The sequence below is a fragment of the Pseudomonadota bacterium genome (genome assembly GCA_026390555.1).
Classification (GTDB): domain Bacteria; phylum Bdellovibrionota_C; class UBA2361; order UBA2361; family OMII01; genus OMII01.
In genome coordinates, this window is record JAPLFS010000035.1 from 24,798 (window position 1) to 49,550 (window position 24,753).

At 49.3% G+C, this 24,753-nt stretch carries 16 protein-coding genes and 1 pseudogene; 10 read left to right on the forward strand and 7 right to left on the reverse strand.

The window, feature by feature from the left end; translation table 11 throughout:
* Positions 1-71: 71 nt before the first annotated feature.
* Together pheS and NTV65_04950 are read left to right on the forward strand one after the other, a co-directional pair.
* Complete coding sequence (pheS, locus tag NTV65_04945; GenBank protein ID MCX6114550.1) at positions 72-1,169, forward strand: phenylalanine--tRNA ligase subunit alpha; 1,098 nt, start codon at positions 72-74, stop codon at positions 1,167-1,169.
* On the forward strand, positions 1,166-3,292 hold the full coding sequence (locus NTV65_04950; GenBank protein MCX6114551.1) for a phenylalanine--tRNA ligase subunit beta: 2,127 nt from the start codon (positions 1,166-1,168) through the stop codon (positions 3,290-3,292). The genes pheS and NTV65_04950 overlap by 4 nt, the downstream gene beginning before the upstream one ends.
* A 75-nt stretch (positions 3,293-3,367) precedes the next feature.
* Here NTV65_04950 and NTV65_04955 read toward each other — a convergent pair whose 3' ends face one another.
* The 3 genes from NTV65_04955 to NTV65_04965 all read right to left on the reverse strand — a co-directional run bounded on the left by NTV65_04955 (position 3,368) and on the right by NTV65_04965 (position 5,559).
* Positions 3,368-3,946, reverse strand: a complete 579-nt coding sequence (locus NTV65_04955) for a YaeQ family protein (GenBank protein MCX6114552.1) — start codon at positions 3,944-3,946, stop codon at positions 3,368-3,370.
* Positions 3,947-4,017: 71 nt separating this feature from the next.
* The gene (locus tag NTV65_04960) at positions 4,018-4,638 is read right to left on the reverse strand and encodes a sigma-70 family RNA polymerase sigma factor (protein ID MCX6114553.1); all 621 of its coding nucleotides are present in this window, start codon (positions 4,636-4,638) and stop codon (positions 4,018-4,020) included.
* Between the two features lie 192 nt (positions 4,639-4,830).
* The gene (locus NTV65_04965; GenBank protein ID MCX6114554.1) at positions 4,831-5,559 is read right to left on the reverse strand and encodes a rhomboid family intramembrane serine protease; all 729 of its coding nucleotides are present in this window, start codon (positions 5,557-5,559) and stop codon (positions 4,831-4,833) included.
* A gap of 80 nt (positions 5,560-5,639) precedes the next feature.
* Here NTV65_04965 and NTV65_04970 point away from each other — a divergent pair, with 80 nt between their 5' ends.
* The 3 genes from NTV65_04970 to fliS all read left to right on the forward strand — a co-directional run bounded on the left by NTV65_04970 (position 5,640) and on the right by fliS (position 7,695).
* Positions 5,640-5,924 carry an oxidative damage protection protein gene (locus NTV65_04970; protein MCX6114555.1) on the forward strand — a complete coding sequence of 95 codons (285 nt, stop codon included), beginning with the start codon at positions 5,640-5,642 and terminating at the stop codon, positions 5,922-5,924.
* Positions 5,921-6,739, forward strand: coding sequence for a pyrroline-5-carboxylate reductase (proC, locus tag NTV65_04975; protein MCX6114556.1), 819 nt, complete (start codon positions 5,921-5,923; stop codon positions 6,737-6,739). Before NTV65_04970 ends, proC begins: the two co-directional genes overlap by 4 nt.
* A 503-nt stretch (positions 6,740-7,242) precedes the next feature.
* Entirely contained in the window at positions 7,243-7,695 is a 453-nt protein-coding gene (gene fliS, locus NTV65_04980; protein ID MCX6114557.1) for a flagellar export chaperone FliS, read from the forward strand.
* 21 nt (positions 7,696-7,716) lie between these two features.
* Here fliS and NTV65_04985 read toward each other — a convergent pair whose 3' ends face one another.
* Positions 7,717-8,442, reverse strand: a complete 726-nt coding sequence (locus NTV65_04985) for an SGNH/GDSL hydrolase family protein (protein MCX6114558.1) — start codon at positions 8,440-8,442, stop codon at positions 7,717-7,719.
* Between the two features lie 183 nt (positions 8,443-8,625).
* On the opposite strand from NTV65_04985, the gene NTV65_04990 reads away from it, so the two are divergent.
* The 5 genes and pseudogenes from NTV65_04990 (at position 8,626) to NTV65_05010 (ending at position 17,406) form a co-directional block, all read left to right on the forward strand.
* Positions 8,626-10,674 carry a glycosyltransferase gene (locus NTV65_04990; protein ID MCX6114559.1) on the forward strand — a complete coding sequence of 683 codons (2,049 nt, stop codon included), beginning with the start codon at positions 8,626-8,628 and terminating at the stop codon, positions 10,672-10,674.
* Positions 10,674-12,317, forward strand: coding sequence for a glycosyltransferase family 9 protein (locus tag NTV65_04995; protein ID MCX6114560.1), 1,644 nt, complete (start codon positions 10,674-10,676; stop codon positions 12,315-12,317). Before NTV65_04990 ends, NTV65_04995 begins: the two co-directional genes overlap by 1 nt.
* 38 nt (positions 12,318-12,355) lie before the next feature.
* Positions 12,356-12,964: a hypothetical protein gene (locus NTV65_05000; GenBank protein MCX6114561.1), complete on the forward strand. Its 609-nt coding sequence runs from the start codon at positions 12,356-12,358 to the stop codon at positions 12,962-12,964.
* Between the two features lie 746 nt (positions 12,965-13,710).
* Positions 13,711-16,494, forward strand: a pseudogene (locus NTV65_05005) (glycosyltransferase).
* 141 nt (positions 16,495-16,635) lie between these two features.
* A complete protein-coding gene (locus NTV65_05010) occupies positions 16,636-17,406 on the forward strand; it encodes a tetratricopeptide repeat protein (protein ID MCX6114562.1) in 771 nt (256 codons plus the stop codon).
* A 244-nt stretch (positions 17,407-17,650) separates the two neighbouring features.
* Here the strand turns inward: NTV65_05010 and NTV65_05015 are convergent, their stop codons facing one another.
* From NTV65_05015 to NTV65_05025, 3 genes are all read right to left on the reverse strand, one after another.
* Positions 17,651-17,800: a DUF2256 domain-containing protein gene (locus tag NTV65_05015; protein MCX6114563.1), complete on the reverse strand. Its 150-nt coding sequence runs from the start codon at positions 17,798-17,800 to the stop codon at positions 17,651-17,653.
* Positions 17,797-19,419, reverse strand: coding sequence for a deoxyribodipyrimidine photo-lyase (locus NTV65_05020; protein ID MCX6114564.1), 1,623 nt, complete (start codon positions 19,417-19,419; stop codon positions 17,797-17,799). Before NTV65_05020 ends, NTV65_05015 begins: the two co-directional genes overlap by 4 nt.
* 396 nt (positions 19,420-19,815) lie before the next feature.
* Positions 19,816-24,561 carry an NAD-glutamate dehydrogenase gene (locus NTV65_05025; GenBank protein ID MCX6114565.1) on the reverse strand — a complete coding sequence of 1,582 codons (4,746 nt, stop codon included), beginning with the start codon at positions 24,559-24,561 and terminating at the stop codon, positions 19,816-19,818.
* Between the last annotated feature and the right edge of the window lie 192 nt (positions 24,562-24,753).

The following is a 24,753-nucleotide window of genomic DNA, read 5'->3' on the forward strand; positions in this document are numbered from 1 at the left end:
TGCCATACTTTGGCCTAGATTATTCTAACTATCACGGAGCGTTGCAGCCTGTGTGCGTGCATTAAAAAGGGATGACGAAGAGCATGGGTACGAATCTTTCACTGCAGAGCCTTTCACAGAGCGGTCTTTCGCCAGACAGTATCGCGGAGCTGACGGCGCGTTTCGAACAGCAGTTAGCGCAGGCCTGCCGCAAGGATGACCTAGAGCTTCTCAAGCGCGACTGGGCCTCTAAGGATGGGCTTGTTAAGGAGCTCTTTAAAGGCTTACGAGATGTTCCAGCCGACGAGAAGCCCACAGTTGCTGCGCTACTCAATGAATTACGGAGCAGGGTGGAGCAGGGCTTGGAGTTAAAAGAGGCTAGCTTTCGGCAAGAGGCGCTTAAAAACCAACTCGCACAGGAGTACATCGACCTATCGTTGCCGGAGGCTGCAACCGGGCTTGGTTCTATTCATCCGATCACTTCAGTTGAAGATCGGATTACCGAGATCTTACGGCCGTTCGGGTTTCAAAATATAATGGGGCCCGAGATCGAGAGCAATTACTATTGTTTTGATTCGCTTAACATTCCGAAGCATCATCCTGCGCGCGATATGCAGGATACATTTTACACAGAGACGGGACATGTTCTGCGGACCCATACGACGTCGGTACAGGCACGTATTCTAGAGCACAGAGCTTTATTTGAAAATGGGCGCCTACCTATTAAGGTTGCATCTTTTGGACGTGCTTACCGCAATGAGAAGGAGGACGCGTCTCATAAAGCCATGTTTCATCAGTATGAGTTAGTCTGGATAGAGCCGGGGCTTACCACGGCGCATCTGATGGGATTAATCTCGCATATCTTAAAGGAGCTCTATGGTAAGCGCCGTAAGGTTCGCTTTACCCCCCGGTTTTATCCATATACTGAGCCAAGTATCGGCCCACAGATCGATTGCTCTGTATGTCGAAGTGCCGGGTGCGGTGTATGCGGTTGGGCTGGTTGGGTAACAGTGGCGGGAGCCGGCATGATTCATCGCAACGTTCTGACCGAGTTTAAGTTAGATCCTGATAAGGTCTCTGGCTTTGCGTTTGGTCTCGGAACTTCGCGTCTAGCGGGGCAGCTCTATAATTTTCCACATATGAGCTCGGTCTATGAGAACGATCTACGGGTGCTCAAGGAGATAATATGAAATTACACGTTCGTATGCTTGAGAAGTTAATCGAGCTTCCTGAATGCTCAGTAGAGAGCGCACATCAATCACAGTTGCGGCAGATGCTCGATGACCTGGGGCTTGAGGTTAAGGGAGTTGAAGCCACGCCTGAACGGGGTGTAATCTATACGCTAGAAACCCTTGCCAATCGGGGTGATCATTTACACGTTGTGGGGATAGCACGCGAGATCTCAGCGCGCACATTGGCGCAGATAACTATGCCAACGATCGCTAGTCAGTTAAGTGATCGCAAGGCCTCGGTGCAGGTAAGGCGCGTGACGGATAAGTGCTCGCGCTATGCCATCCTTGAGATGAGCCTTCCCACTCCGATGCTACTGCGTAACGATGTCGCAAGTTTTACAGAGGAGCCGGGCAAGCGCCCTGCAATCGTTGATCTTCTGAACTACGTTCAACTTGAGTGTGGACAACCGATGCACGCCTTCGACAGTGAGAAGGTCGAAGGGGAGATCGTAATTGAGCTCTCAACTAAGCCCGAGCAGATCGAAGCGCTCGATGGCAAGAGCTACACAGCTCCAGAGGGTTCGATCCTAATTAAAGATAGAAAGAAGATCCTAGCCGTTGCCGGCGTAATAGGCTGCGCAAATAGTATGGTGGGGGACCAAACACGTAAGGTGTTTATTGAGGCTGCAGTATTTGATCCGATCAGCGTTCGAAAGACTGCGCGTGCAATGGGTCTCTCAACAGATGCATCGTATGCCTTTGAGCGGGGCTGTGATTCAGAGGGGATTATGCACGCTCTTAAGCGTCTGGCATATCTTGCAGGGGGCTCCGCCGGTACGGCCAAGGATACCGAGGCAGCACACATAATCGGGGTCACGTATTTGGAGTCCGGATCAGCAGAGAAGCGCAAGATAACTATACTATTGAGCTTTATACGCAAGCACCTTAATCTGGCCCGTCTTGAGGAGCTTGAGGTTGTTACGCGTTTTAAAAACCTGGGCTACGGTGTCGAGTCCAAAGCGCTTGGCAAGGACAGGGAGCTTTTACTGACAGCGCCCTCTTGGCGTTTATGGGACGTGTATAACGTAGACGATCTGATTGAGGATATCGCGCGCTCTGTCAGCCTCAATCGGGTCAAGCTAGAGCTGCCTGCACTTGATTACAGCCCGGCAGAACGGAACGGAATTGAGCGGCTCTCAGCGGTTTTGCGACCAGTGTTACTTGGATCTGGCTTTGTGGAGATAATTACAGAGGGGTTTTACTCCGCGGCTGATGTGGCTCTACTCGAACAGCTCTCGCCAGGGAGCGCCCAGCAACACATAGCGCTCCAGAATTCACTGGAAGCTAAGAACTCGCACATGAAGTTCACCAACGTTGTGCATATGGCAAAGGTGCTAGCTTCTAATCGCAAAAGATCTGTGCACTCCGCTAAGATATTTGAGGTAGGCAGGGTCTTTCAGCGCCCAATTGAGCTACCATCGGATGAGCCACGGCAGCGTGATGAGTTCGATTATAACTACGAGCGTGATGTTTTGTGTTTTGCATCGGCGGGCCGTTGGTTCGAAGGTGAATGGCGTAAGCCTGAGAGCATTGAAGAGCATGCAAGGCTCTTTAAGGGAGCTCTGAATGGTCTAATTAGTGCGCTCGGTTGTGCTTTTACGGTTGGCAAGAGTGACTCTCCATTCCTACATCCAGGCATTCAGGCTTCGGTAAAGTGTGGGCGAAACGTTGTCGGCATGTTTGGAGTTATTCATCCAACTATTCGCCAGGCATATGAGCTAAAAGATGAGGCTATTTACTGCGAACTTGATGTGCAGTTGCTTGTTAAGTTTATGACCGGAGTTTCAGCGCCGGTGGTTAGCGATCTACCTCCGATCTGTCGTGATATGACCCTCAAAGTAGATCTGAGGGAGCAGTCTGGGCGTGTAGTTCGCTTTATTCAGGAGGCGGCATTAGAGTCCCTGATCGGTACATCAATTATTGATGACTTTAAAAAGGCAGAGGAGGATTTTAGACGGGTTACCTATCGAGTAACCTTTCAGCGCACAGATAGAACTCTTAAGCATGAAGAGGTAGATGCTGCGATGGGCGTGCTGTTTGAGCTTCTTGGCTCAAAACACGGGGTGCAGATGGCTGGTTAATGCGTAAGGGCAAACTCAGAGAATTCGACTGAGGAGGTCCCATGCGGAGCACGGTAATAAAGATATTCAGATCCTTTAGGTAGCAAGAGAATCTTGATAGTTAGTCCAGATATCAAGCACCGCTATATCAGCTTCAAGCTGTGTGCCATCACAGGTAAGGTAGAGTCTATTGTCGATAAAGGTCAGATCCCAGGCCGGACTTGTTCGTTCTAGGGGGATTAATTGCGCAAGCAAAGCGGGATCGATCATAAAGAATTCTATATCCCTGACCCAGTTAGTCTTACTGCCACGAAGCATATGGCAGAACTTTGTGATCTGATCAGTTTCATAAAAATAGATACGGTGCTCTGCCTGTGGAGATGCATGTAAGCTGCGCTCTATCTTTTGTTTACTGGGAGAGCCTAGCTCAACCCACAGTAGGGTCTCTTCGAGAACATCCTTATGCCAGATTGTAGGCTCCTTAGGTTCAGAGAGACCATGAGAGAATGATTGCCCCTCTCGGTAGCAGTGGGCGAAGGCGATCATGCGTGCGTAGAGGTGCGCTAGGGGCTCATGTAAAAGTAGAGCGGTCTTAACCCGCTTGCGGGTAAAGATCCCACGGTCTGCGTGGTGCAGGTCGAGAGTAAAGTTATAAAAGGACGCTACGAATGACATCTGGTTAATGAGGCTAGCCCCCTTCTAACCCTGAGTCAAAAAAGGGGGGCATAAAGCCCCCCTTTTTACCGTTAGACTACATGTAGCGGATCAAGGGTATCAACTTCGTTGCGGTAGCCTGCGTAGTGCGTATGCAACTGCTCTCGCATAAGCAACCTTGAGCGGTGTAGACGGCTTTTAACGGCCGGTACGGTGAGCTGTAGGATTCGACCAACAGCTTCATTTGAGAGCCCATCTATATCTCTTAGAATAAAGATAGCTCTGTAATCCTCAGGTAGTTGGGCAACAGCTGCTTCAATTGCGGCCCGGATCTCGTGTCGTGATGACATGAAATCTATATCGTACATCTCTGTACGATTTCCTACCCAATTCTGCTGCACCGATGGTTCAACATCTTCAATAGAAACAGAGCGTCGACGATTGCGAGACCTAATCTTCATAAAGCTCGCATTCATTGTGACCCGGTAGAGCCAGCTTGAGAATTGAGCCTTATGTTGGAAGCCCTTTATCTTTGTGAACACCGTGATGAAGACATCCTGAAGAATTTCTTCAGCATCTTCCTGATTGCGTGTAATCCGCACACTTAAATTTAGGACCTTCGAGCCGTAGCGTTCAAGCAGCTCCTCGAAGCAATCATCCTGTCGATTAACAACACCCTTCACAAGTTCGATATCAGTTCTTCGTGTGATCATAATCTGCCTCCCAAAAAACCGGTTGATGATGTTGATCACATTCACATAGGATTCGGGGTAAGTTGTCACGGATTTGTAAAATCTTTGGGGGATCCCCAACGATTTAAGCCCCCTTTGCGTGTCATAGAAGCAGGGGTTTGGCGGATATTTTCAAAGGCTACAGGGGGTTATACGGGATAGCGGGGGTTAGCTCTAAAAGCTGTTTCTATGACGGCTGCGTTTTGATCTGAGGCGCATTGCGATACTCACGATAAATCCGACGATAAATCCACCGATATGCGCCATATAGGCCACCCCGCCGCGTGCTCCCGCAGCAGTGCCCCCCACATGCCCCATGCCCTGTAGCACGATCCAGAAACCAAGAACTATCCAGGCCGGTAATACGATTAGTGAGCGAAAAAAAAGCACGCGCACTCGATTTGTTGGGTGGAGGATTAGATATGCTCCGAGAGCTCCAGCGATCGCACCAGAGGCGCCAACACACGGTATAATTGAATTTGGGTCAGCGTATGTTTGAGCGAGGCATGCACCCACACCTGCCAGAAGATAGAAGAGAAGAAAGGGCAGATGGCCCATCTCGTCCTCAATCTGGTCAGCAAAGATTAAGAGGTACACCATGTTTCCAATGATATGCATCCATGAACCGTGCATAAACATCGAGGTAAAGATGGTTAGATAGATCGGATCTGGCCCAGCTCCCTGTGGAATCAGGATCCGTTCGTTATGCAGGGCGATAAATTGGGGAGATATAAGGTCCTGGCCATGCGAGATCTCAAAGGGAATAGCCGCATAGGTCGCCATAAAGGGCTGACCGTACTTAAGCTCAAGATACCAGACGTAGGCGTTCAGTAGAACTAGCCCCCAGACCACAAAGGGGAAGGTGCGCCTGCGGGAATTATCATCGCCTATAGGTATAAACATAGCTTATAATCAAGCTAACATGACAGATAAACAAAAGCATGAGAACATGATATGGTTATCAGAATTTAAGGGGTGTTTATATGGCAAGAACGGTTGTGTGTTCAAAGTTTAAACGGGAGTTGCCTGGCCTAGAGAAAGCGCCCTTCGCGGGTGATATGGGCAAAAAGATCTATGATTCCGTATCACAGGAGGCCTGGGACCAATGGAACAAGGATGCTCAGATCAAGGTCCTTAATGAGTATCGCCTTAACATGGGTGATCCCCGTGACTATAAGGTGCTAGTCGATCAGATGCTCAGGTTTCTGGGACTTGAAGAGGGTGAGGTTGCGGAGGTTGAAAATTCTGAGCGAGGTCGCCGTCAATGACCGTCGCGTTGGTTGGTATCGGCAATCTCGGTTCTGCGCTGATTAGAAGTCTGCTCGCAAGCTCATACTCTATAAAATCTGTTTCCCTGGAATCTGTTCTGCTTATTGAGCGTGATAACGACAAGAGAGCAGAGCTATCTCGACAGCACGGCTGCCGAGTTGAGGGGCATTTTCCAGATGGGATGGTGCTTGGAGCCGGCGACGTTCTCATACTAACCGTCAAGCCGCAGGATGCAGAAACGGCCTGTATTCAGGTAAAAAGTGCAATTTCACAGCAAGCGGTAGTGATCTCCTGTATGGCCGGTGTTTCCTGTGCCAGCCTTTCTAGGCTGCTAGATAATGAGAAAATTGTGCGCGCCATGCCGAATTTAGGTGCTGCGTTTCGTGAAAGTGCTTCAGCCGTATTTATCCCCGATACATTAACTGCCGAGGAGTTTCGGCACGTCTCTGCTATCATCAACGCGTGCGGTAAGGTTTGGCACGTAGCGCATGAGGATCTTATTGATGTTGCCACAGCGGTGGCCGGTAGTGGGCCAGCATATATGTGCTGGTTAGCCGAGCAGCTTGAGATAGTAGCTATTGAATCAGGTATTCCTGCAGGAGATGCGCATGCACTGGTACTGCAAACGTTTAAGGGCGCAGTAAGTTATTTAGAGGGAACAGCCGAGACCTTCTCAGAGCTACGCCGGCGCGTTACCTCTCCAAACGGTACGACCGCTGCAGCGCTCTCTGTGCTGGAGGAGCGTGCTGCAGCAGGGCATATACGAGACGCCGTTAGAGCGGCTCTTAGTCGTGCACGCGAACTAAATAGCTAACTATTCACTCCAGTATAAACTTTTAGGTAACTGGTCACCGTAGTTTAATGTTGCGATTCAAGCTACTCAGATTACGGCGAAGTTTCATAGGTAATTCGATTGGTCGTCCCCTGATCGGGGACGGCAGATTTTGTGACCAGTTAATGTTTTCACCCCCACCGCATTGCTGCGCTCCGCAAATCGACCCCTGAGGGGTTTGTTTACACCCCAGGTTGCTCCGCAAACTCGCCCCTTGATAGGGGCTAACGCACACGGAATAGCTACCTAAATAGCCAGATTGATCTTGTAGTACCTCCATAACACACTGAAAACACACTTATTATTCCTGCAATTCTTTGTCCTTAAGGAGTATTTCAAACTCTCCGATAGTACTTACATGGGCGAGATATTCAGTACTCGCAGTTGTACCCCACGTAGTAGCCGTAGCCTGTAGCTGTACACCGCAGAGATCTTTAACGATCAGCGGAGAGACCGAGCAGACTAAAAACAAGGATTATCCCCCTATGTATGGCAAGACACCGTACGACGCCTATCAAGCTGTTCAGGTTACAACAACTGATCGTGGTCGCCTTCTGCTCATGATGTATGAGGGTGGGATTAAATTTCTTAAATACTCATTGGCGGGGCTTGAGGAGAACGACATCGCAAAGTTCTGTCGTTACCTAAGCAAGGGCCAGGCTATTATCGCAGAGTTAATGAATACCCTTGATTTCGAAAAAGGGGGCGCGATTGCGCGTGATCTCGATAGGCTTTATGACTTTATGCTCTTCTACCTGAGTGAGGCTAATCTCTATCGGGACGCAAACAGAATCCGGAAGGTTATTTCACTGATCGACACGATCTACTCGGCCTACCGCGAGATTATCGAGGGTAGCCATGGCGAGAAGTCGCTATCAAGTACGGCCGAGGCTGAGAAGATCGGGGAAGCTCTGCGTAAGGTTCAGATCTCGCTCTAAACCAGTCCAATTTATCTAAAGCTACAGCCCAGCCCTTTGCAGAGCCTCGATAAGCACCGGCGTCCATAACGAGTATCCGGCGGCGGTGGGATGAAATCTGTCGGCGGCGAATAGCTCAGGGTGCGCGCGGAACACAGGACCAGTTTTAGTGGCAACTGGTGCAAAAAAGACCCTTTGGTTATCGACTAAATCAAGCACCATAGCGTTAATTGATTCACTACGACGACCAGCGATCAAGCGCAGCGGTTGTGGTATGCGGGGGAGGCTGCCCATATCCGGCGCCCCGGTCAAAATAATACGGACATCGGCATTGGCGCTCTGCAACTCCCTAATAATGCCCATAAGCGCGTCTCGTATATCCTTAATACCGGTCATGTGGGTTACATCGTTTGCACACACGCCGATCAGCACCACATCCGGACGATATGGTAAGGCTTGCGGTAGCTGTTGCGTTAATACGTCTTGGGCCTGCGCGCCGGATACGGCCAGATTAGCCCAGGTTACGGCATGTTTTTGGGCTAAATAGGTCGCCGTACCCACTGCGTATCCATCGCTATAAGCGCTTCCCTGGGATACCGCGGTACTATCGCCCATTACAATGTAGGTAAGCTGTTTACCGGCTCCTATCGTTTGTACCGCTCGGGGAGTATTGGGTACCGGCACGGGCGATCCGGAAAATAGGATCCAGGCTACCTCAGCCACCATAACCGCTACGATGATAAGTAGCCCGATTCTTATAATATTCATTGGAATGACTGGGTTAGCATAAGCATAGGGTACGCTAGCGTAGAGGATTAGGAGAAGGCCAGAGTGAAATTTTTCGCAGCCTAGCCACTATTAGACGCATCCTAAGCCATGAATCCCTCTATCTCATCGCTGTTTAAGGAGGGAAGAGGTATAGCGCGCGATGCGCCAGCATAGACAGGTAAGATGACTAATATAACTAAGCTTACTGGGCAGATTAGAGATGCCTCTGTACTTGCAGACCAAGGCGAGATAGAGCGCACACAACATTCTCTGCAATACGTAGAGACCTATTGCCGAACTGCCACGATCGATACGATAGATCTGCTCGATCGTGTGCTTACAAAGGGAGTAGCTGCTGCGCGATCCGATCAAGAAACAGTCGAACTAACCCCGGAATCAAGCACAATTTTTCTAGCAAATATGCGCATAGTTCAAAGCCGTTTCCCAGAGCTATATAAAGTGCTCTGCGCGGTTGCTGACAAAAATGGCGAAGAGGAGGAGATACGGGTCACCTTAACCCCGCAGGGGCCAGCACTTTGGAGGGGCGAAACATGTTTAGATCACGCCGAGAAACCGGTGCAGGGTGGAGCAGCCTGGATTAGTAGAGCATTACAGGAGCAGCGCTTTAAGCAGAGCTCAAATATCGTAGTAGTTGGATTCGGTTGTGGATATCATATCGAGAGCCTGATTCAGTCCGGCGAGCGTAACCTATCTTGTTACGAGCCTAATCTAGCGGCACTTAAGGCGGCGTTAGCAGCTCGCGACTTGACGCAATGTCTTAATGGTCTAGCGCAGCTGAGCTTGAATGAGAACGACATGACGCATGTACAGGGAGCCGCTGAGCTACTCGTACGTCCGCAGAATGCAGTGCTTGATCTTCAGTTCGTTGGCACAATCAAAGCAACACTATACGCTCGTAGAGGGCTCGCGTTACTTCATCCGCGCATCGCGGTACTAGGGCCGCTACAGGGCGGCACTATACCGACCGGATACTACACGCAGAGTGCTCTTACCCGTCTTGGTCAACGCTCGCGTGGCCTTGATATGAGCGGCTTTAATAATGGCTTTGAGCTGATGGATGATTTGGTGCGAGATCCAGCTCGGCGCAAATTCATGCACTCCTCATACGTAGAAATGTTATCAGCCACCCTTACAGAGAGCTTTACAGAGAAGCCTATAGATGTCCTGATCTGTATGGCGCAGGCCCCTGTATCGGCAAAGTTTCTGACGGAACTTCGCAAGAAAGGGGTCATTACGGTGCTATGGTTCGTTGAGGATTATCTGCGCTTTACATATTGGCGCGATATGGCGAAGTATTTTGACTTCGTCTTTACTATCCAGAAAGGTGACTGTATCGAGCAGATCCGCAGAGCCGGTGCTGGAGAGGTACACTACCTTCCGACAGCATTTGATCCGTTCGTACATGCGCCACTTAAGCTCTCAGATACTGAGCGCACACAGTGGGGCTCTCCCCTCTCATTTGTAGGTGCTGGATACCATAATAGACAACAGATGTTCGCTTCCCTAGCGCATCATCCCTTTAAGATCTGGGGCAGTGAATGGCCGACCTGCAAGCCCTTCGATCAGATGGTACAGCAGGGAGCTCGGCGCATCTCAGCCGAGGAGTATGTTAAGATATTCAACGCTACAGAGATTAACCTAAATCTGCACTCCAGCACCGAGCGAGATGGCGTTGAGCCAAATGGTGACTTTATTAACCCCCGTACCTTTGAATTGGCTGGATGTGGGGCGTTCCAGTTGGTTGATGAGCGTACATTACTGCCAGAGGCGTTTGAAATCGGCAGAGAGATTATTACCTTCAACAGTTTTTCAGATCTGACCGAAAAAATTCAGTATTACCTTGAGCATCCGCAGGAGCGTGTGGAGATAGCTCAACGTGCTAGGGCGCGAGTGCTGCGAGATCATACCTATGATAAGCGTATCGAGCAGATGCTAAGCTTTATCTATGCTAGTAAGTTTGAGTACCTGAGAGCTCGCGAGCAGGCCAGCCCATGGACCGAAATGATCAGACGCAGCGCTATTAATCCTGAACTTAAAGGACGGTGTGAGGAAGCACGCGACCGCGGCGAGCAGCCAATCCTTGATGGATTAGTGTCAGATATAGTTGGTGGTAACGGCAAGCTCTCTGAAACGGAACAGAAGCTGATGTTTTTATTTCACGTAAAGAAACATATTCTCAAAGCAGCGCATGAGAAGAGGGAGCAGAAATAATGAAGAAGCGCTACCCACATAAGAAGAAGATCCTCCTCGTTAATATCACGCGGCTTGGGGATATGTTGCAGGCGACCCCTACAATTGCCGGTATGAAGGCGGAGAACCCAGACTGTCACATCACAGTGCTTGTAGAGAAGCAGTTTGAAGATGTCTGTCATATCATTCCGCACATCGATCAGGTGATCGGACTAGACCTGGGCTTTACCTGCCGCAGCCTCGACCGCGAGCAGGATGGCATTATCGATGCCTATGAGTATCTTAGTGAGATTGTAGAAAGATTACGAGCGGAGAAATTTGATTACTGTTTGAATATGTCATCGTCTGCCTATACCGCACTCCTATTAAATCTGGTTGGAATTGAGCGTAATGGTGGATGGACCTCAGATGAGCAGGGCTACAGGGTGATTGAATCGGCCTGGGCGCAGTTGTTCGCCACATCGGTATTTCATCAGAATCGACGCTATAACTCACTTAATCTTGTGGATGTATTTCGCTGTTCGGCTGATATAGATGAGCATCCACAAAGGTTACTGATAAATATAGATTCGATTTCAACTGAGTACTGTGAAGAGTTGTTACGGGCAGCCTCATTTACAAATACAGGGCCCCTGATCGCTGTTCAGGCCGGTGCAAGTCAGACTAAACGTCAATGGCATCCAAGTAAATTTATCGAACTGATTTCAGAGTTGGTAAATAAACATAACGCTCGTATTATTTTAACGGGCTCTCCGAAGGAGGCGCTGATCGTAGATCCGATCATAGAGGGGTGTCGATCGCCCAACGTACTTTCATTGGTTGGTAAGACCTCTGTTCCACAACTTGCAGCTATGCTTAAGCTCGCAGATATTCTAGTTACTGGCGATACGGGGCCGATGCATATAGCCGTTGCTGTCGAGACTCCGGTTATTTCGATGTTTCTTGCGTCAGCGTACGGTTTTGAGACCGGTCCATATAGCGAGGGCAATCTGGTTCTGCAGCCCGTAATAGGGTGCGGGCCATGCAATCCGAATAAGAGCTGTGGGCGCCCCGATTGTCACGAGATGATCTCACCACAATTAGTGGCGTATCTAACGATGGCGCGTTTAGCTGGGGATGTATTAGAGGTTTCTGAGGAGGTCGCCGATCCAAGGTTAGTTACGGTGTATCGTTCAAGCTTCGACGAGCAGGGGTTCTACAATTTAGTTCCTCTTAATACAGTAGAGGAAGACATCTTTAGTCGTTACCGTGCGGCGTATCGCAAGTTATGGCTTGATGATCTAGGTGGGTTTCCTGTAACAGAGGAGAAGCGCTCAAATAGTTTGCGGGTACTCGATGATGGGCTAGATGGGCTTCGGGAGATCAGAACCTGTGCACAACATGGTCAGGAGCTTATTAAACGCTTGGAGGGGTTTATCGAGGACGTTTCAGCACCGGCTGCCAGGCTAGGAGAGGTAAGCCAGCATATTTCCGAATTAGATAGCAAGATCGAACGCTTAGGGTTTCAATTTGGCCCCCTCGAGTCCCTGACACGGATGTTTGTATTCGCCAAGGAGAACTTAAAAGGATCTGATCCGATGGGGTTAGCATCTCAAATGAATAGCGCGTACCAGGATCTGGAACGGAGGTGCTCTAAGTTTGGATCCTACTATTTAGCGGGATAGATCGCTAATCCGATTTTTAGAAAAGAAGAGGGACAGATATGATTCAGATAAGAATTAATGGAGAGGCAGCTACGATGCCCATAGAGAGATTGCAAACATTTGCAGATCTGATTGAGCTCGTTAAGTCATCAATTGATCCTGAGCATATGGTCACCCTTATTCACCTAGATGGTCGGGACATCTCTGATGAGGAGTGGATGCTTAGTCCTCAACAACTTCCAGGTGAGCTACTTGATTTTCAAACTGGACGCCCTGAGATCTACGTTGCAGAGCGTCTGCAGGATGCCTCTGGGGTTGTTCGTTCATGCTTCTTTGAATTCCGAGATGCTCGTAAAGGGTTTCAGGATGGCGATGCCATGATGGGGAACAAGCGGCTTAAAGTGGCTGTAGATACCCTGCGCGCATTCTTTGAGTGGTATGGAACCCTGATGCAGCTCGTTCCTGATACTAAGAGAGCAAAGCTTGATATCTCTAATGAGGTTCAGGAGATCTCAGAGATCTGTAAGAAGATCTGTCAGCAGCAGCTCTATCAGTCCTGGTGGGCACTCGGTGAAAGTCTAGAAAAGGACCTTGAGCCGAAGCTCGATAAGCTTGAGGACGCCTGCCGCAAGGTAGCTCGTGAGGCACAGGGGAACGTCGGCGCGTAAGCGCATAGCTCAGTAGAATACAGATAACACTCACTGCATAAGGTTATGCGGTGGGTGTTTTTTTGTTTTCTGAGTTTTGTGGGAAGAAAGGAGAGCAGAATAAGTATAAAACGAAGAAAACCAGGGAGGAAAATATATAAAAAGCAACCAGAAAAACCTATGACTAACGAAGTAGGTGAGTCATAAAAAAGAGATCAACCTTAATAACCATATAACTTATTCTGCTCAGGCGATCCTTCTCCGATCGCGTCAACAGAAATGGTGTAAAAAACACCTTATTTTAAGATACGTTTTACAGCGAAAAAGATTCGTAACTATTCACTACTTTTTATAGTTGTATGCGTTAATGCCCATGCTGTTGTGTGAGGCGTTAGCGCTGGGAACGCCTAGTGTTTTTTACAGATACAAGGCAAATAACGCCCTAAATCTGCTATAATACGCAGTTAATTAAGAATGTTATGCATACTATTTGGTACTGAAATTAGCGCCTAATCTTTTTGTAACGAGAGCTCTTTCCCCCGCATCCTAATTTCTAATCAATGGGCTAAAGCTCACAGAAGCTAACGGTGCGAAAGTGTTCGCTGTGTTGAGCCCTACAAACTGGAGAGAGCGTTACGAAATCGCAACAGGATAGAGAACTTCAGAGGGATGCTAACGGATTTAATGGCCGTGTTGGATTTCTTACGCCGTGGAATCAGCTATGCGGTCTTGCAACGTATGCAAAGTTTCTTGTCTCTGAGTTTAAGGAGAGCGAGTTCGTTGTTTTTGCAGAGAATGTTTCGACAACTACTGCACCAGATGAGCCTTTTGTTAGGCGTTGTTGGAATAGAGTTGAGGGGCGAGATAAAGCACAGGATTACAGGGCGCTTCAAGCGGATATTGAACGCGCACGGGTCTCAATCCTGCATATAAACTGCCAGGCTAGATTCTTTAATCCCGTGCCGTTCACAGAGATGCTAGCCGCATTGCGTCACAAGGGCATTCAGATCGTAGTGCAGCTTCATAACCTCTTTACGGTAGCTGAGGAGCTCTCCTCTATTCTTAGGGCGGCCGATAGGGTTTTCGTACACAGCCCAGAGAACAGACTTGAGGCGATCGCTAACGGGGCGCAACCTGAGAACGTCTGCGTTGTTCCACACGGGGTATTGCTTAGAGCCAAGTTGACTAAGGAAACACGCAGTTTATTACGTAGCAAGCTTGGCATAGCAGATGAGCAACCACTACTTACAACCTTCGGTTTTATACAGGCACACAAGGGGCTTGAGGCGTTAGTAGAGGCAGTGGTGCATCTTCGTCAACGTGGAGTTCCAGCACGCGGTATTATTATCGGAGAAACTAGAGAGGATGATCCGAATAGTGCGACATACCTACGAGCGTTGCGTAACCTTGTAAATACAAGTGGCGTTTCAGAGCACGTAACCTTTATTACAACCTTCGTTCCGGAAGAGCAGGTTGGTGAGTACCTGGCTGCCTCGGATCTCGTGATTATGAACTACCGCTCGCAGCACTTCGAAGCATCGGGAGCATGTTCCGTCGCAATCGGTGCTGGTGCAGTTGTTCTTACATCACTGGCACCTGCAATGATGGCGTTTGGCGATGCGGTTTGGCACCTTACGAGCGGCTATCCGGTTGGACTCTCGGCGGAGCTAATACTAAGAGATCCAAAGTTGCGAGGCGAGATTCAGGCTTGCGCAGCACGATACGCGGAGGAGCATAGCTGGCCCCGCATCGCTGCACAGATAAGAGAGATATATAGTTCCATGTATTGTTCCATGGGCACTGCTTCGACGGTTGTAAAGAGCGTCGAAGAGAGCCCTCAAAATGAGGAGAGCCCCGTGACACACGCAACCATACCTACAACAACTTCCAATATTAGGGTGCTTCTGCAAAGTAGGCCAAATACCTTTACACAACGGGGTGGAGATACAGTCGTGCTTGAGCGGCTTAGTGAGGGGCTAGCGGTACGGGGCTATGAGGTAACGGTGGATGTCGCTGGAGAGAGGAACCCAAAGGACTATGAGGTTGTGCATCTCTTTAATTTAGCAACGACTCAATTAACACAGAGCTTGGCGCAGAGGGCGCAGGCAGCAGGAGTTCCGTTCGTAGTAACCTCTCTCTATGAGGATCTACCGGAATTTCATAATCAGTCGCACGCTATCGCTGCAACCTTGCTAGATTATGTAAAGGGTGGGCAGGACCGGAACTACTGGCGCGCGCACCGGATCGATCTGAGCACTATCGCCCGTTCACAGAGGTTCCCGGCTGATTGGATAGTGCAAAATGCAGCAGCACTCTTTGCAAATGGAGCGGGCGAGGCCAGGGCTCTTAAGCGTGATTATCCACAGGCAAAGTCTATCCTCGAGCTCCCACTAGGGCATGAAGTAGGGGTAACATGTGGTCCAGAGCTATTTGAAGAGGCCTACGGAGTAAGAGATTTTGTTCTCTGTGTCGGACGACTGGAGAGTCGAAAAAATCAACTAATGCTTCTCAAAGCGCTAGAGAGCTCCGATCTGACTGTAGTATTAGCAGGGGGTGGATTCTCGTATCAGCCGGAGTATGAGCAGGCAGTGCGTTCATTTAAGCGGCGCGGCAGAACAATCGTGCTTGATAGGGTTTCCTCGCAGATGCTCGCCTCGGCCTATGCCGCATGTAAGATACATGTACTACCGAGTTGGTACGAGTTGCCAGGATTAGTATCTCTAGAGGCCGCAGCGCACGGAAAAAACATCGTCGCAACCCGTACCGGCACCTCTGAGGATTACTTGGGTGATACGGCTTTTTATTGCCTACCGTGGGAGGAGGACTCCATTCAGGCTGCGGTGATGGCGGCCTATTATGCTCCGATTAAAGATGGATTAGTTGCGATGGCGCAGAGCTTTACCTGGGAGGGTGCCGTTCAACGTACCATCGAAGCGTACGAGCAGGTGCTAGGGCTTACAGAAAAGCGAGTGAGCGTTAGCGCTCCACAAACGGCGCAGCACAGCGCTGTTGTGAGCTCGCACGGCTTCTACGATATGAGCCTAAATGCGATGGAGCTTGAGGACGCCATTGAGCAGGGCGAGGTTGCTGCTAAGGCCATGAACTTCGAGTTAGCTGATGAGATGTTTAGAAAAGCTGAAACGCTCGACCCTACCTCAGCACGGGTTCTTAAGGGGCTTGGAGTTCTCTTATTGGCCCAATCGAGGGAGTCTGAAGCGCTTGTGCTCTTTGAGCGAGCGTTGCAATACGCGCCGGCCGATCCAAAGATCATCACTGGCCGTGGGATGTGTGAGATGATGCTTGGTCGACCTAAGCAAGCTGCGCCCTTCTTTGAGAGGGCTTTAAATGTAGCTCCAGATAGCATGGTGGCACTTCATCAGTTACTTGAGTGTGCATATAGTCTGCAGCAGTTTGATCGGGCTCAGATAGCGCTTGAACGTTATCTGGCTATACAACCGAATGACGCTGAGATGCGATTTTGTTTAGCGGGATGTCTCTATAAGAGTGGCGAGCTTAATGCGGCTCTTAGGCAGATTGCAGATGTAATTAAGGTCAAACCGCAACATGAGGGCGCGCGTGAACTAGAGCTACGCATACGGGCGGATCAGCAGGGTAACTCTATGCAGCCACCTAGCGAGCCCTCAGTTAGTGCTGTCTCAACCGAGACCCTTGAGTCCCTCTCCAGTATGATTATGGGATGGAAGGTTAATGGCGCTCAAAAGGTTGCGGTAACCAGTAGCGCCGTGATCGAAGAGGACCCAGAGCATACTCGGATAGAAACTGAGATATGTGAAGTTGAGGCGCTTAAGCGTAGTGGTAAGTTAGAGCAGGCCAAGGAGGCTCTAAAGTTAGTTTATGTCTCAACAAATCTGACGCAACAACAGCGTGAGTGTCTACGGTGTCTTGATGCTGAATTTCAGGTTTTTTCCGGGGAGCTACTGCAGGCGAGTGCTATATACGACCAACTACTTGAGAAGAATCCGCATCTAGCGCGCGCTCTGTGTGGCAAGGGTGCCATTGCAGCCGAGGGGGGCGAGTGGGAAACTGCGCAGGCCTTCTTTGAAACGGCGCTCGATTATATGCCGGGCTATGATGTAGCGCTGGCAGGGTTAGCGTTGTGTAAGATGGTGGCGAATCAGAGCGAGGAGGCCTTTAACCTCTTCAAACGTGCCGCTAAGACAAATCCAGAGAATAACCGGGCGATCCTTGGGGTTCTGCAATTAGGTTATCCCCTTAAACGGTATCAGGAGATGGAGGAGCTGCTCACCTCTTACCTTGATATTCATCCAGCTAGTCTCGATATGATTTACTCCTTTGCCGGGGTGCTCTATGCACAGGGCAAGGTAGCCGAGGCCCGTTCAGAGGTCGAGAAGATCTTGATCGTTGAGCCCAAGCATGAGTCGGCGTTGGAACTGCGTGAGATGCTTAATAGGGTAGGTACAGATAATTCTGTTATTATGTAGGGTCTTCGTTGCGATATGGAACGAAGACCTGCCCGCCATATCAACTACAGTAGCAAAAAAGACGGGTTTAGCGAGGCTGCTCCGATATAGTGTGCGTTCGCGAAAGGATAAAAGCTACGATTCGCATCTGTACCCTACATTTCCTAGTTATTATATATATTCACTCTGACTAGTATACGCTAACTAGATTACGAACCAATATGAAAAGTTTCCATTGGCAACATCAACAATTTGAAGACAAAATTCAACTTGATGCCTTGCTCAAACCCTTACATCGATTGCTGCAATATTTCACCAAATCCCAATCTCTTTCCCATTTTTTGCGCCAAACGAAGGGCCGACCGCATGTCAGACAAACTTTGCTCGGCAAATTCGACTTTTTTACCCCTTTCATAGTTTTTTCGTTCCCTTCTTCGAGCCATTAAGCAACTCCATCGAAACTCCTGTTTTTTTGCCTGATTTGCTGCGCGAGCCAACTTTAGCTGGCCTGCTGTGCTTTTTTAAAACCCTGGCTTTTTCCGCCCCCGCAAATTCCGTCTTACGCATTTCATAAATTCTAGCAACCATTGCATTTTTTCTACCCTGCATTGTAACCACTGGGAAAGGATAATCTCTACCCAATATCACCCCGTACATCACACTTTCCATCTCCGTTATCGTCCATGGTTGATGAATCAAATGCGTAGGCAAAGATTTTAACTCCGGGACCCAAGTTCTCACGAATTCACCGTCGGAATCATGCTCTAAACCGTTTTTTACAGGATTATAAACGCGAACGGTATTTGCACCCGTTGTCCCCGCCTGCATCTGAAATTGGGTGTAGTGAATACCGGGCTCATAGTCCAGAAAATATTGCGCCAAATGATAAACACCCAAGCGCCAATCAATGTCTAAATGATGCGTTAAAAAACTCACCAACATCGCCCTCATACGAAAATTAATCCATCCCGTGGCCGCCAAAGCACGCATGTTTGCATCAATCATTGGATATCCCGTTTTGCCTTCCTTCCAAGCCGTAAGCAAGAGGGCATCATTCTCCGCACCCAAATCCTCAAAAGCCCGATTTACCGCCCTATATTCATAAGTGCATTCTTGCTCAAACTTCTGCACAAAATGATCGTGCCATTTGATTCTCGACAAAAATGCAGTGATCGCCCGGCCATTTTTTAATTCCTTAGGAGATGATTTAGTGCTGTGAACCACCTGTTTGATCGACAAATTTCCCCAAGCGATATAAACCGAAAGGCGACTGCATGATTTTCGACTCTGCACCGGCTTTGAAATATGGAAGTGATACGTTTTATGTCGATTCCGCAAAAAGCTATTCAAATACCGCCAAGCCATTCCCTCTCCTCCCTCCTGCATCCCAGCTACCGACTGCTCCCAGGTAGTTACTCGATCCAAAGGCATAGCAAACATACCCCTCACATCTTTGTCCAAAGGTTCCCGTTCTTCTTGAAATAATGATTTGCGATATTCAATCAACAACAAGGGCTCCGACATCACTCCGAACCAACGCCTGTCCCAATCCACCCGATCCTTGATTCCCCGAATCACGCCATTTCGTTGAAATTCCTTCCACTCAACATTGCGACTTCGAAAAAATGATTGCAATCTCAGGTCGCGGTTAAATGTTTTCTCGATTCCCGATTCTTGATATGACAGCACTCTACTCACATCAAATCGATCCATGAATGCAGCAAAAACATCTTCTGCTTCACCCCAAAAAACATCCACTTGCCTTGATATTAAGTCATTCGACAATCCAAGCCACGTTTGATTAATATCTTTCAATGACTGCCACTGAAATCGCAAATGTCGATCCGAACAATCAGGATGATCCATCAAAATCGGCTCGAAAATAAAAATCACTCGGTAAGGCAACCCACTCGCCTCTGCTTCCGCCAAAGGCGCATGATCCTGAGTGCGCAAATCTCGCTTCAACCAAACCAACTGCACAATCGGTTTTTGTGAGGGCAACACCGATAACGTTTCCCCTGTTTCCGATACCATTCGATGAAGAGATCCTTGGCTGTTTACGTGCATTTTTAAATACGAAACTCAAGGATAGGAAGATCGATTCACTTTTGGCAAGTATTTGCTTCGAGGTGCAGAGGAGGTTTCCGCGAGGATTTTGTAGGGCTTGGTCGAGACCGCTGCACTTCTAGCGTGATTTTAGTGCATGTTAGGTAAGGGAAAGAGTGTGTAAAAGAGGAGAACACAACGAGGAGTGAGTGCTTGTAGCTGTCGCAATATACCCGAGCGGCACCGTGAGTGAGGATTAGACTTACCCATCCCAAGGCGAAGTTTCAGGATGGAGTCTATAACGATACAGAGTGAAAAAAAGCAATATGGGGTGAATTAACACTCGCAACAGATAGAGTTTCTAGCTTCGTTACCTAAAAGCGTCTATACCGCCAATAGCCGTAACTGTCTCGAAATAACCGGAAGCACGGCAACCTGAAAGGGACGTTTTTGCTTGGTTGCTTCCTCGACGTCAGCCATCGTTGTTCGGATCGCCTCGTAGCCTAGCGCCGCGTGCAGGGCCTTCGATACCTCCAGTGGAGTGATGAGGGACCTCTTTAGTAGCTGGCCTGTAAGTAGCGAGATGCTCCTTCGAATCTCCTGGTACGATCCGGAAACAAGTTCCTGCTCCCATTTATTGCTCGACTCAACTAGCTGCTCGTACTTAAAGAGCGTATTGATCGCCAGCTCCTCAAGAATTAATGAGTAGACGGAGGCTACAACCTTCACATCATGCTTAAACTCGCGGGCTGACCAGAGCACCTCAAGCACCGGCAGGATGCGGCGACAGAGGCTAAATAGGATGGCGTCGTTCTGGCTCGCTCCCAGGCTCCTATAATGCTCAATACGACGCTCAAATCTAACCAGCTCCTGGCCTATAAACACCAGGCTTGCATGCTTTGAGAGGGTCTCAAAGGCAGAGGCATAGAGTTTAACGATTTCACCAAGGGGCAGCTCTAAGCCATGAGTATTTAGCAACCAGACACTTGATTCACGTAGGGCAGAGCCCATATCAAGCCAGAGCTCAGTAAATGCTTGGCACGATGTGGGGGTATCTAGTGTATGTAGCCGGCCACGTAAGGGATTAAATCCCAAGATCTCGTCAGCTGCTAAGATACATTTCATCGCGTTAGGAACGGTGGTGTTATTCAGCGACACCATATTGTGCACAAAGGGGATTCCAACGGCCGGCAAGATCTCATTGACCACGCAGCTCGCGATAATATCGGCGCGTAACGAGTGCTCCAGCACCGCAGTAGTAAAATCATCCCCAATCCGTTTTGGAAAGTATGATAGAAGGAAATGCTCCAAATTATGATCTGAGCAGAGACGGGAGGATCGGATCTCCTCTTTGACCCACATCTTCGTGGCAGCGCTACAGATAACGAGTTCCGGCCTCGTCATGCCTATTCTCTCACGGGTACGCTCGTCGATCTCCTGTTCATCAGGAAGAACGTCCCGGGCCCGGTCAAGGTATCCAAGTTTGTTCATATCCCTGATCAGGTATCGATACTGCTCTATTGATGTTTTTGATTGCAACGCAGATATGGAGAGCATCAGGGCTTGGTTGCGGTTCTGCTTTAGCACCGATTCGACTACATCGGGAGCGATCTCCTGCAGGATCTTATTACGTTCCGTAATTGATAGGTCATGAGATCCCAAGAGCGGCGCAAATAGAAGCTTAAGGTTTACCTCGTGATCTGATAGGTCAACTCCCCCTGAGTTGTCGATGGCATCTGTATTTACCCGACCACCCTGCAGGGAGAACTCAATGCGCGCCTTCTGAGTTAGCCCGAGGTTGCCCCCCTCCCCAACGATGCGCGCTCTCAATTCGTTGGCATTAATACGAACCCCATCGTTGGTGCCATCGTTAACATCGGCTTGGGACTCTGTCTGGCCTTTAACGTAAGTTCCGATCCCGCCGTTCCAGAGTAGCTCTACCTGTGCGCGTAGAATTAGGGAGATAAGTTTCTCGCCATCGACAACGTCTGGAACATCATCCGCGATTGAAAGCGCCTGTCTGGCCTCTGGGCTAAGGGTAATCTCCTTATCAAAGCGGTTGAAGATCCCGCCCCCCTGCGAAATAGCGCCCGACGCATAGTCGGACCACTGGGAACGTGGGGTGTTAAATAAACGGAGCCGCTCTGCTAGTCCCTTATCAAGATCGGGCGAGGGGTCAAGAAAGATATGTTTGTGATTAAATGCGGCTATAAGTCGCATAAAGCGACTCAGTATAAGAGCATTTCCAAAAACATCACCCGACATATCACCGATACCGACGACCGTGAAGGATTGGCTTGTGCAATTTATCCCAAGATCATGGAAGTGTCGTTGCACGCACTCCCAGGCACCTTTGGCGGTAATTCCATGCTTTTTATGGTCATAGCCTGCTGAGCCCCCTGAGGCGAAGGCATCACCGAGCCAGTAGTCAAAGTCTTTCTGGGCGATTGAGTTCGCTATGTCGCTAAAGGTAGCGGTTCCTTTATCAGCCGCAACTACAAAGTATGGATCCGGTTCGTCGTAAACGAGGGTATTCTCAGGGTGTACTACTACGCCGTTTCGCTTGCTATCGGCTATTGAAAGGAGGGTGGCGATATACTCCCGATAGCCCGCTTCAATCGCCTGCGGTAGGTTCTCGTTATGCTTCAGTGGGTGCTTAAGGATAAAGCCACCCTTGGCCCCACTTGGAACGATGATGACGTTCTTTATCCGCTGCGTTTTCATTAGGCCAAGGATCTCTGAACGAAAATCTTCGAGCCGCTCACTCCAACGAATACCACCCCGAGAGACCTTAGCGCTGCGTAGATGCGTGCCCTCAATCCTCGATGAAAATACGAAGACCTCAAAGAGCGGACGGGGATGTGGCATGATCTCAATATGACGAGGGGTCAGCTTAAGAGCTAGTGTTTTGTAACCAGAATAGAAATTTGTTCTTACGGTGTTGTGTAGCAGTGAAAGGAGCGCACGTAATATTCGATCATGGGTAATATCTGGCACAAACCTAAGCGCCTCTGAAAGGATCAACTCCTCCTGGGCAATACGAAGGTTACGCTCGTCGAGTGAAAGTCCAAGCACCGGATCAAACTTCAACTCAAATATTCGACATAGTTGCAACGCAACACTAGGAGCCTGGGCGAGGGCTTTCCACATCGTACGCTTGGTGGAGAGCTTGTTAACCTGCCACAGCAGGGCGCAGTAGCCACGCAATAAGGAGATCTTTGGAATATCGATTGGGATCTTTCGTAGCAGCAGGTTGAGCGGGTCATTAATAGCGCTCCCACGTAAGATCTCAGCAAGCTCTGGACTGATCGCCCTGTTAAAGTGTTCAGGATCAAGAGGCTCATTATCGTAGGTCCGTGCGATTAATTTTAGGATATTTACGTGACCACTCGGAGGATTGCAGCCATATGAATGGGCGCGCAGCACCTCAATGCCGATATTTTCAAGAACAGCGATGGCGTTACTGATGGAGGTCTCTGCTCCACGCGAGAAGATCGATACAACTGGCAGAGCATGCTGCTTGTCGTCCACGTAGAGCACTACCGCGCTAGGTTTTTCGTGCGATAGGCTAGTTATGGTGCGCACATCGAACGCTGCTTCATGAACGTCTGTGCCGGCCTGGTAGGCGGCTGGAAATATGTCGTCCCGCCACTCTAGTTCCTCCGGTCCCTCCCTCATAGCAAGTCTTTCACTGAGATGCTCCTCCCAGGTAAGGGTGCTGTTATGGATCTCCTTTGAGAGTAGCTCCTGAGGTATTACGCCGGAGTGGTTTAAGGGCAGGGGGGTACTTAAATAGAGGCGATACTGCCGACGTTTGCTGGAGTCCAGGTGAATTTCGGTTGAACCTGTAGCGGCCTGCAGGGCGACCTCAATACTATCCTGAATATCTTGTTGCACCCCGGCACTCAAGCGCTCTGGAGGAAGTGCTATCACGGTGAGAGCTCTGCGGCGCAGTTCATCGATAAAGGTAATCGTCCGGGTAGCTTCATGGCTAAAAACCCCAAGTGCCAGACGGGCGATCGTGCGCAGTTGCTCGACGGAGCTTGCTAACGCCTCGTCGGTAGGCATGTTATCAACGACCTCAACCATATATTTGTAATCGTGGGAATTCGGAAGAGCGCCCTCTAGAGCTAGAAAGCGCGCGACCTTATGACGAAGGATCGGTATATCAAGAGCCTCGTTGGTCCAGGCTTTTGAGGTCAGATAACCAACTAGAGAAAGAGACTCTCCTGCATTGTCCGGTAGTCGCAGTGTGATATTTAGTAGGGGCGCTGGTCGATGTACGGAGGAGGTTAGCTCCAATTTTCTGATGGAGAGATCTAGCCCCCTCTCTTTAAGCGCCCGTAGATCCTCGGCTGACTCGCTACGGAGCTGGTCGGTAAACTCATCCTTAACTCGCCAGGCCCCCCAACTCTCGTAGGGCACAAGTTGTGATTCTTGGTTCCACAGCGCCGTCCCGATAAAAAAGAAGCTTTCGTTGGTAAGCCATGAGATAAAGGCGCGCACCTCAGCGCAACTGATCTCACCGAAATCAACGCGCAGCGAATCGCTGGAGAGGGGCGCAATTGAGTTCATAACGCTCGTAATCATCGCCGGAAAGTCATGCACAACCTGTTTAAGTGTGCGCAGGGTTTCTCTAACCTTCGCTAGCAGTCGCGTCGTATCTACCTCTGTCGTATCTGAGAACTCAACGTATGAGAGCGCAATCGCTACGTCCCTGTAGCTAAGGATCGGATGTAGAAACGATATGACACGTACGCCAGCCTCAGAGAGCCTCTCTGCGACTGAGCTAATAATGAATGGCCTGTCATCTAGCGCGATAAAGAGGGAGGCTACATCATCCTTATATTCAAGCGCGGTTGAGATACGATCATCAGCCGAGGGCATGGCTACAATCGTTTGAAAGCAGGAGTTGGTTATGTGCGCAACGCGCGCCGCACTTTGATTGCGTAGCGCCTCAATTGTCGCTCGTGCGAAGAGGTGGTTGAGAAAATGCGTCAGGATAGCATGTTGTGTTGTTGCTCCAGCTGCAGGCAGCCCATTAAGGACGGCTAGGGAGTCGTTGCTAAGTAGCTTGAGAACATCTGCTACAAAAGCGCTCGAAAATGCCTGTTCTGTTAGATCGGTCATGCGCAAGTGTTCCTGCTAGAGGGGGAAGAGAGGTCGACCCCTGAGATATTAAGTATAGCTCTTTAATAAGCTGGCGGCACCGAGATAAAGAAGGTTGTAATGTAGCTATGTAAAATACTAAAATATAGTGTTTAATCAATATGTTAAGTATTAATATCGCGAGCACTTAAGAGCTTTTAGTAGCTTGAATCG

What these genes read in the sequence shown, in the direction of transcription:
- NTV65_04960 (MCX6114553.1), bottom strand. Translation starts at nt 4,638, where the DNA reads ATGATCACACGAAGAACTGATATCGAACTTGTGAAGGGTGTTGTTAAT.
- NTV65_05025 (MCX6114565.1), bottom strand. Translation starts at nt 24,561, where the DNA reads ATGACCGATCTAACAGAACAGGCATTTTCGAGCGCTTTTGTAGCAGAT.
- fliS (MCX6114557.1), top strand. Translation starts at nt 7,243, where the DNA reads ATGTATGGCAAGACACCGTACGACGCCTATCAAGCTGTTCAGGTTACA.
- pheS (MCX6114550.1), top strand. Translation starts at nt 72, where the DNA reads ATGACGAAGAGCATGGGTACGAATCTTTCACTGCAGAGCCTTTCACAG.
- NTV65_04985 (MCX6114558.1), bottom strand. Translation starts at nt 8,442, where the DNA reads ATGAATATTATAAGAATCGGGCTACTTATCATCGTAGCGGTTATGGTG.
- proC (MCX6114556.1), top strand. Translation starts at nt 5,921, where the DNA reads ATGACCGTCGCGTTGGTTGGTATCGGCAATCTCGGTTCTGCGCTGATT.
- NTV65_05010 (MCX6114562.1), top strand. Translation starts at nt 16,636, where the DNA reads ATGGGATGGAAGGTTAATGGCGCTCAAAAGGTTGCGGTAACCAGTAGC.
- NTV65_05020 (MCX6114564.1), bottom strand. Translation starts at nt 19,419, where the DNA reads ATGGTATCGGAAACAGGGGAAACGTTATCGGTGTTGCCCTCACAAAAA.
- NTV65_04990 (MCX6114559.1), top strand. Translation starts at nt 8,626, where the DNA reads ATGACTAATATAACTAAGCTTACTGGGCAGATTAGAGATGCCTCTGTA.
- NTV65_05000 (MCX6114561.1), top strand. Translation starts at nt 12,356, where the DNA reads ATGATTCAGATAAGAATTAATGGAGAGGCAGCTACGATGCCCATAGAG.
- NTV65_04955 (MCX6114552.1), bottom strand. Translation starts at nt 3,946, where the DNA reads ATGTCATTCGTAGCGTCCTTTTATAACTTTACTCTCGACCTGCACCAC.
- NTV65_04995 (MCX6114560.1), top strand. Translation starts at nt 10,674, where the DNA reads ATGAAGAAGCGCTACCCACATAAGAAGAAGATCCTCCTCGTTAATATC.
- NTV65_04950 (MCX6114551.1), top strand. Translation starts at nt 1,166, where the DNA reads ATGAAATTACACGTTCGTATGCTTGAGAAGTTAATCGAGCTTCCTGAA.
- NTV65_04965 (MCX6114554.1), bottom strand. Translation starts at nt 5,559, where the DNA reads ATGTTTATACCTATAGGCGATGATAATTCCCGCAGGCGCACCTTCCCC.
- NTV65_05015 (MCX6114563.1), bottom strand. Translation starts at nt 17,800, where the DNA reads ATGAAAGGGGTAAAAAAGTCGAATTTGCCGAGCAAAGTTTGTCTGACA.
- NTV65_04970 (MCX6114555.1), top strand. Translation starts at nt 5,640, where the DNA reads ATGGCAAGAACGGTTGTGTGTTCAAAGTTTAAACGGGAGTTGCCTGGC.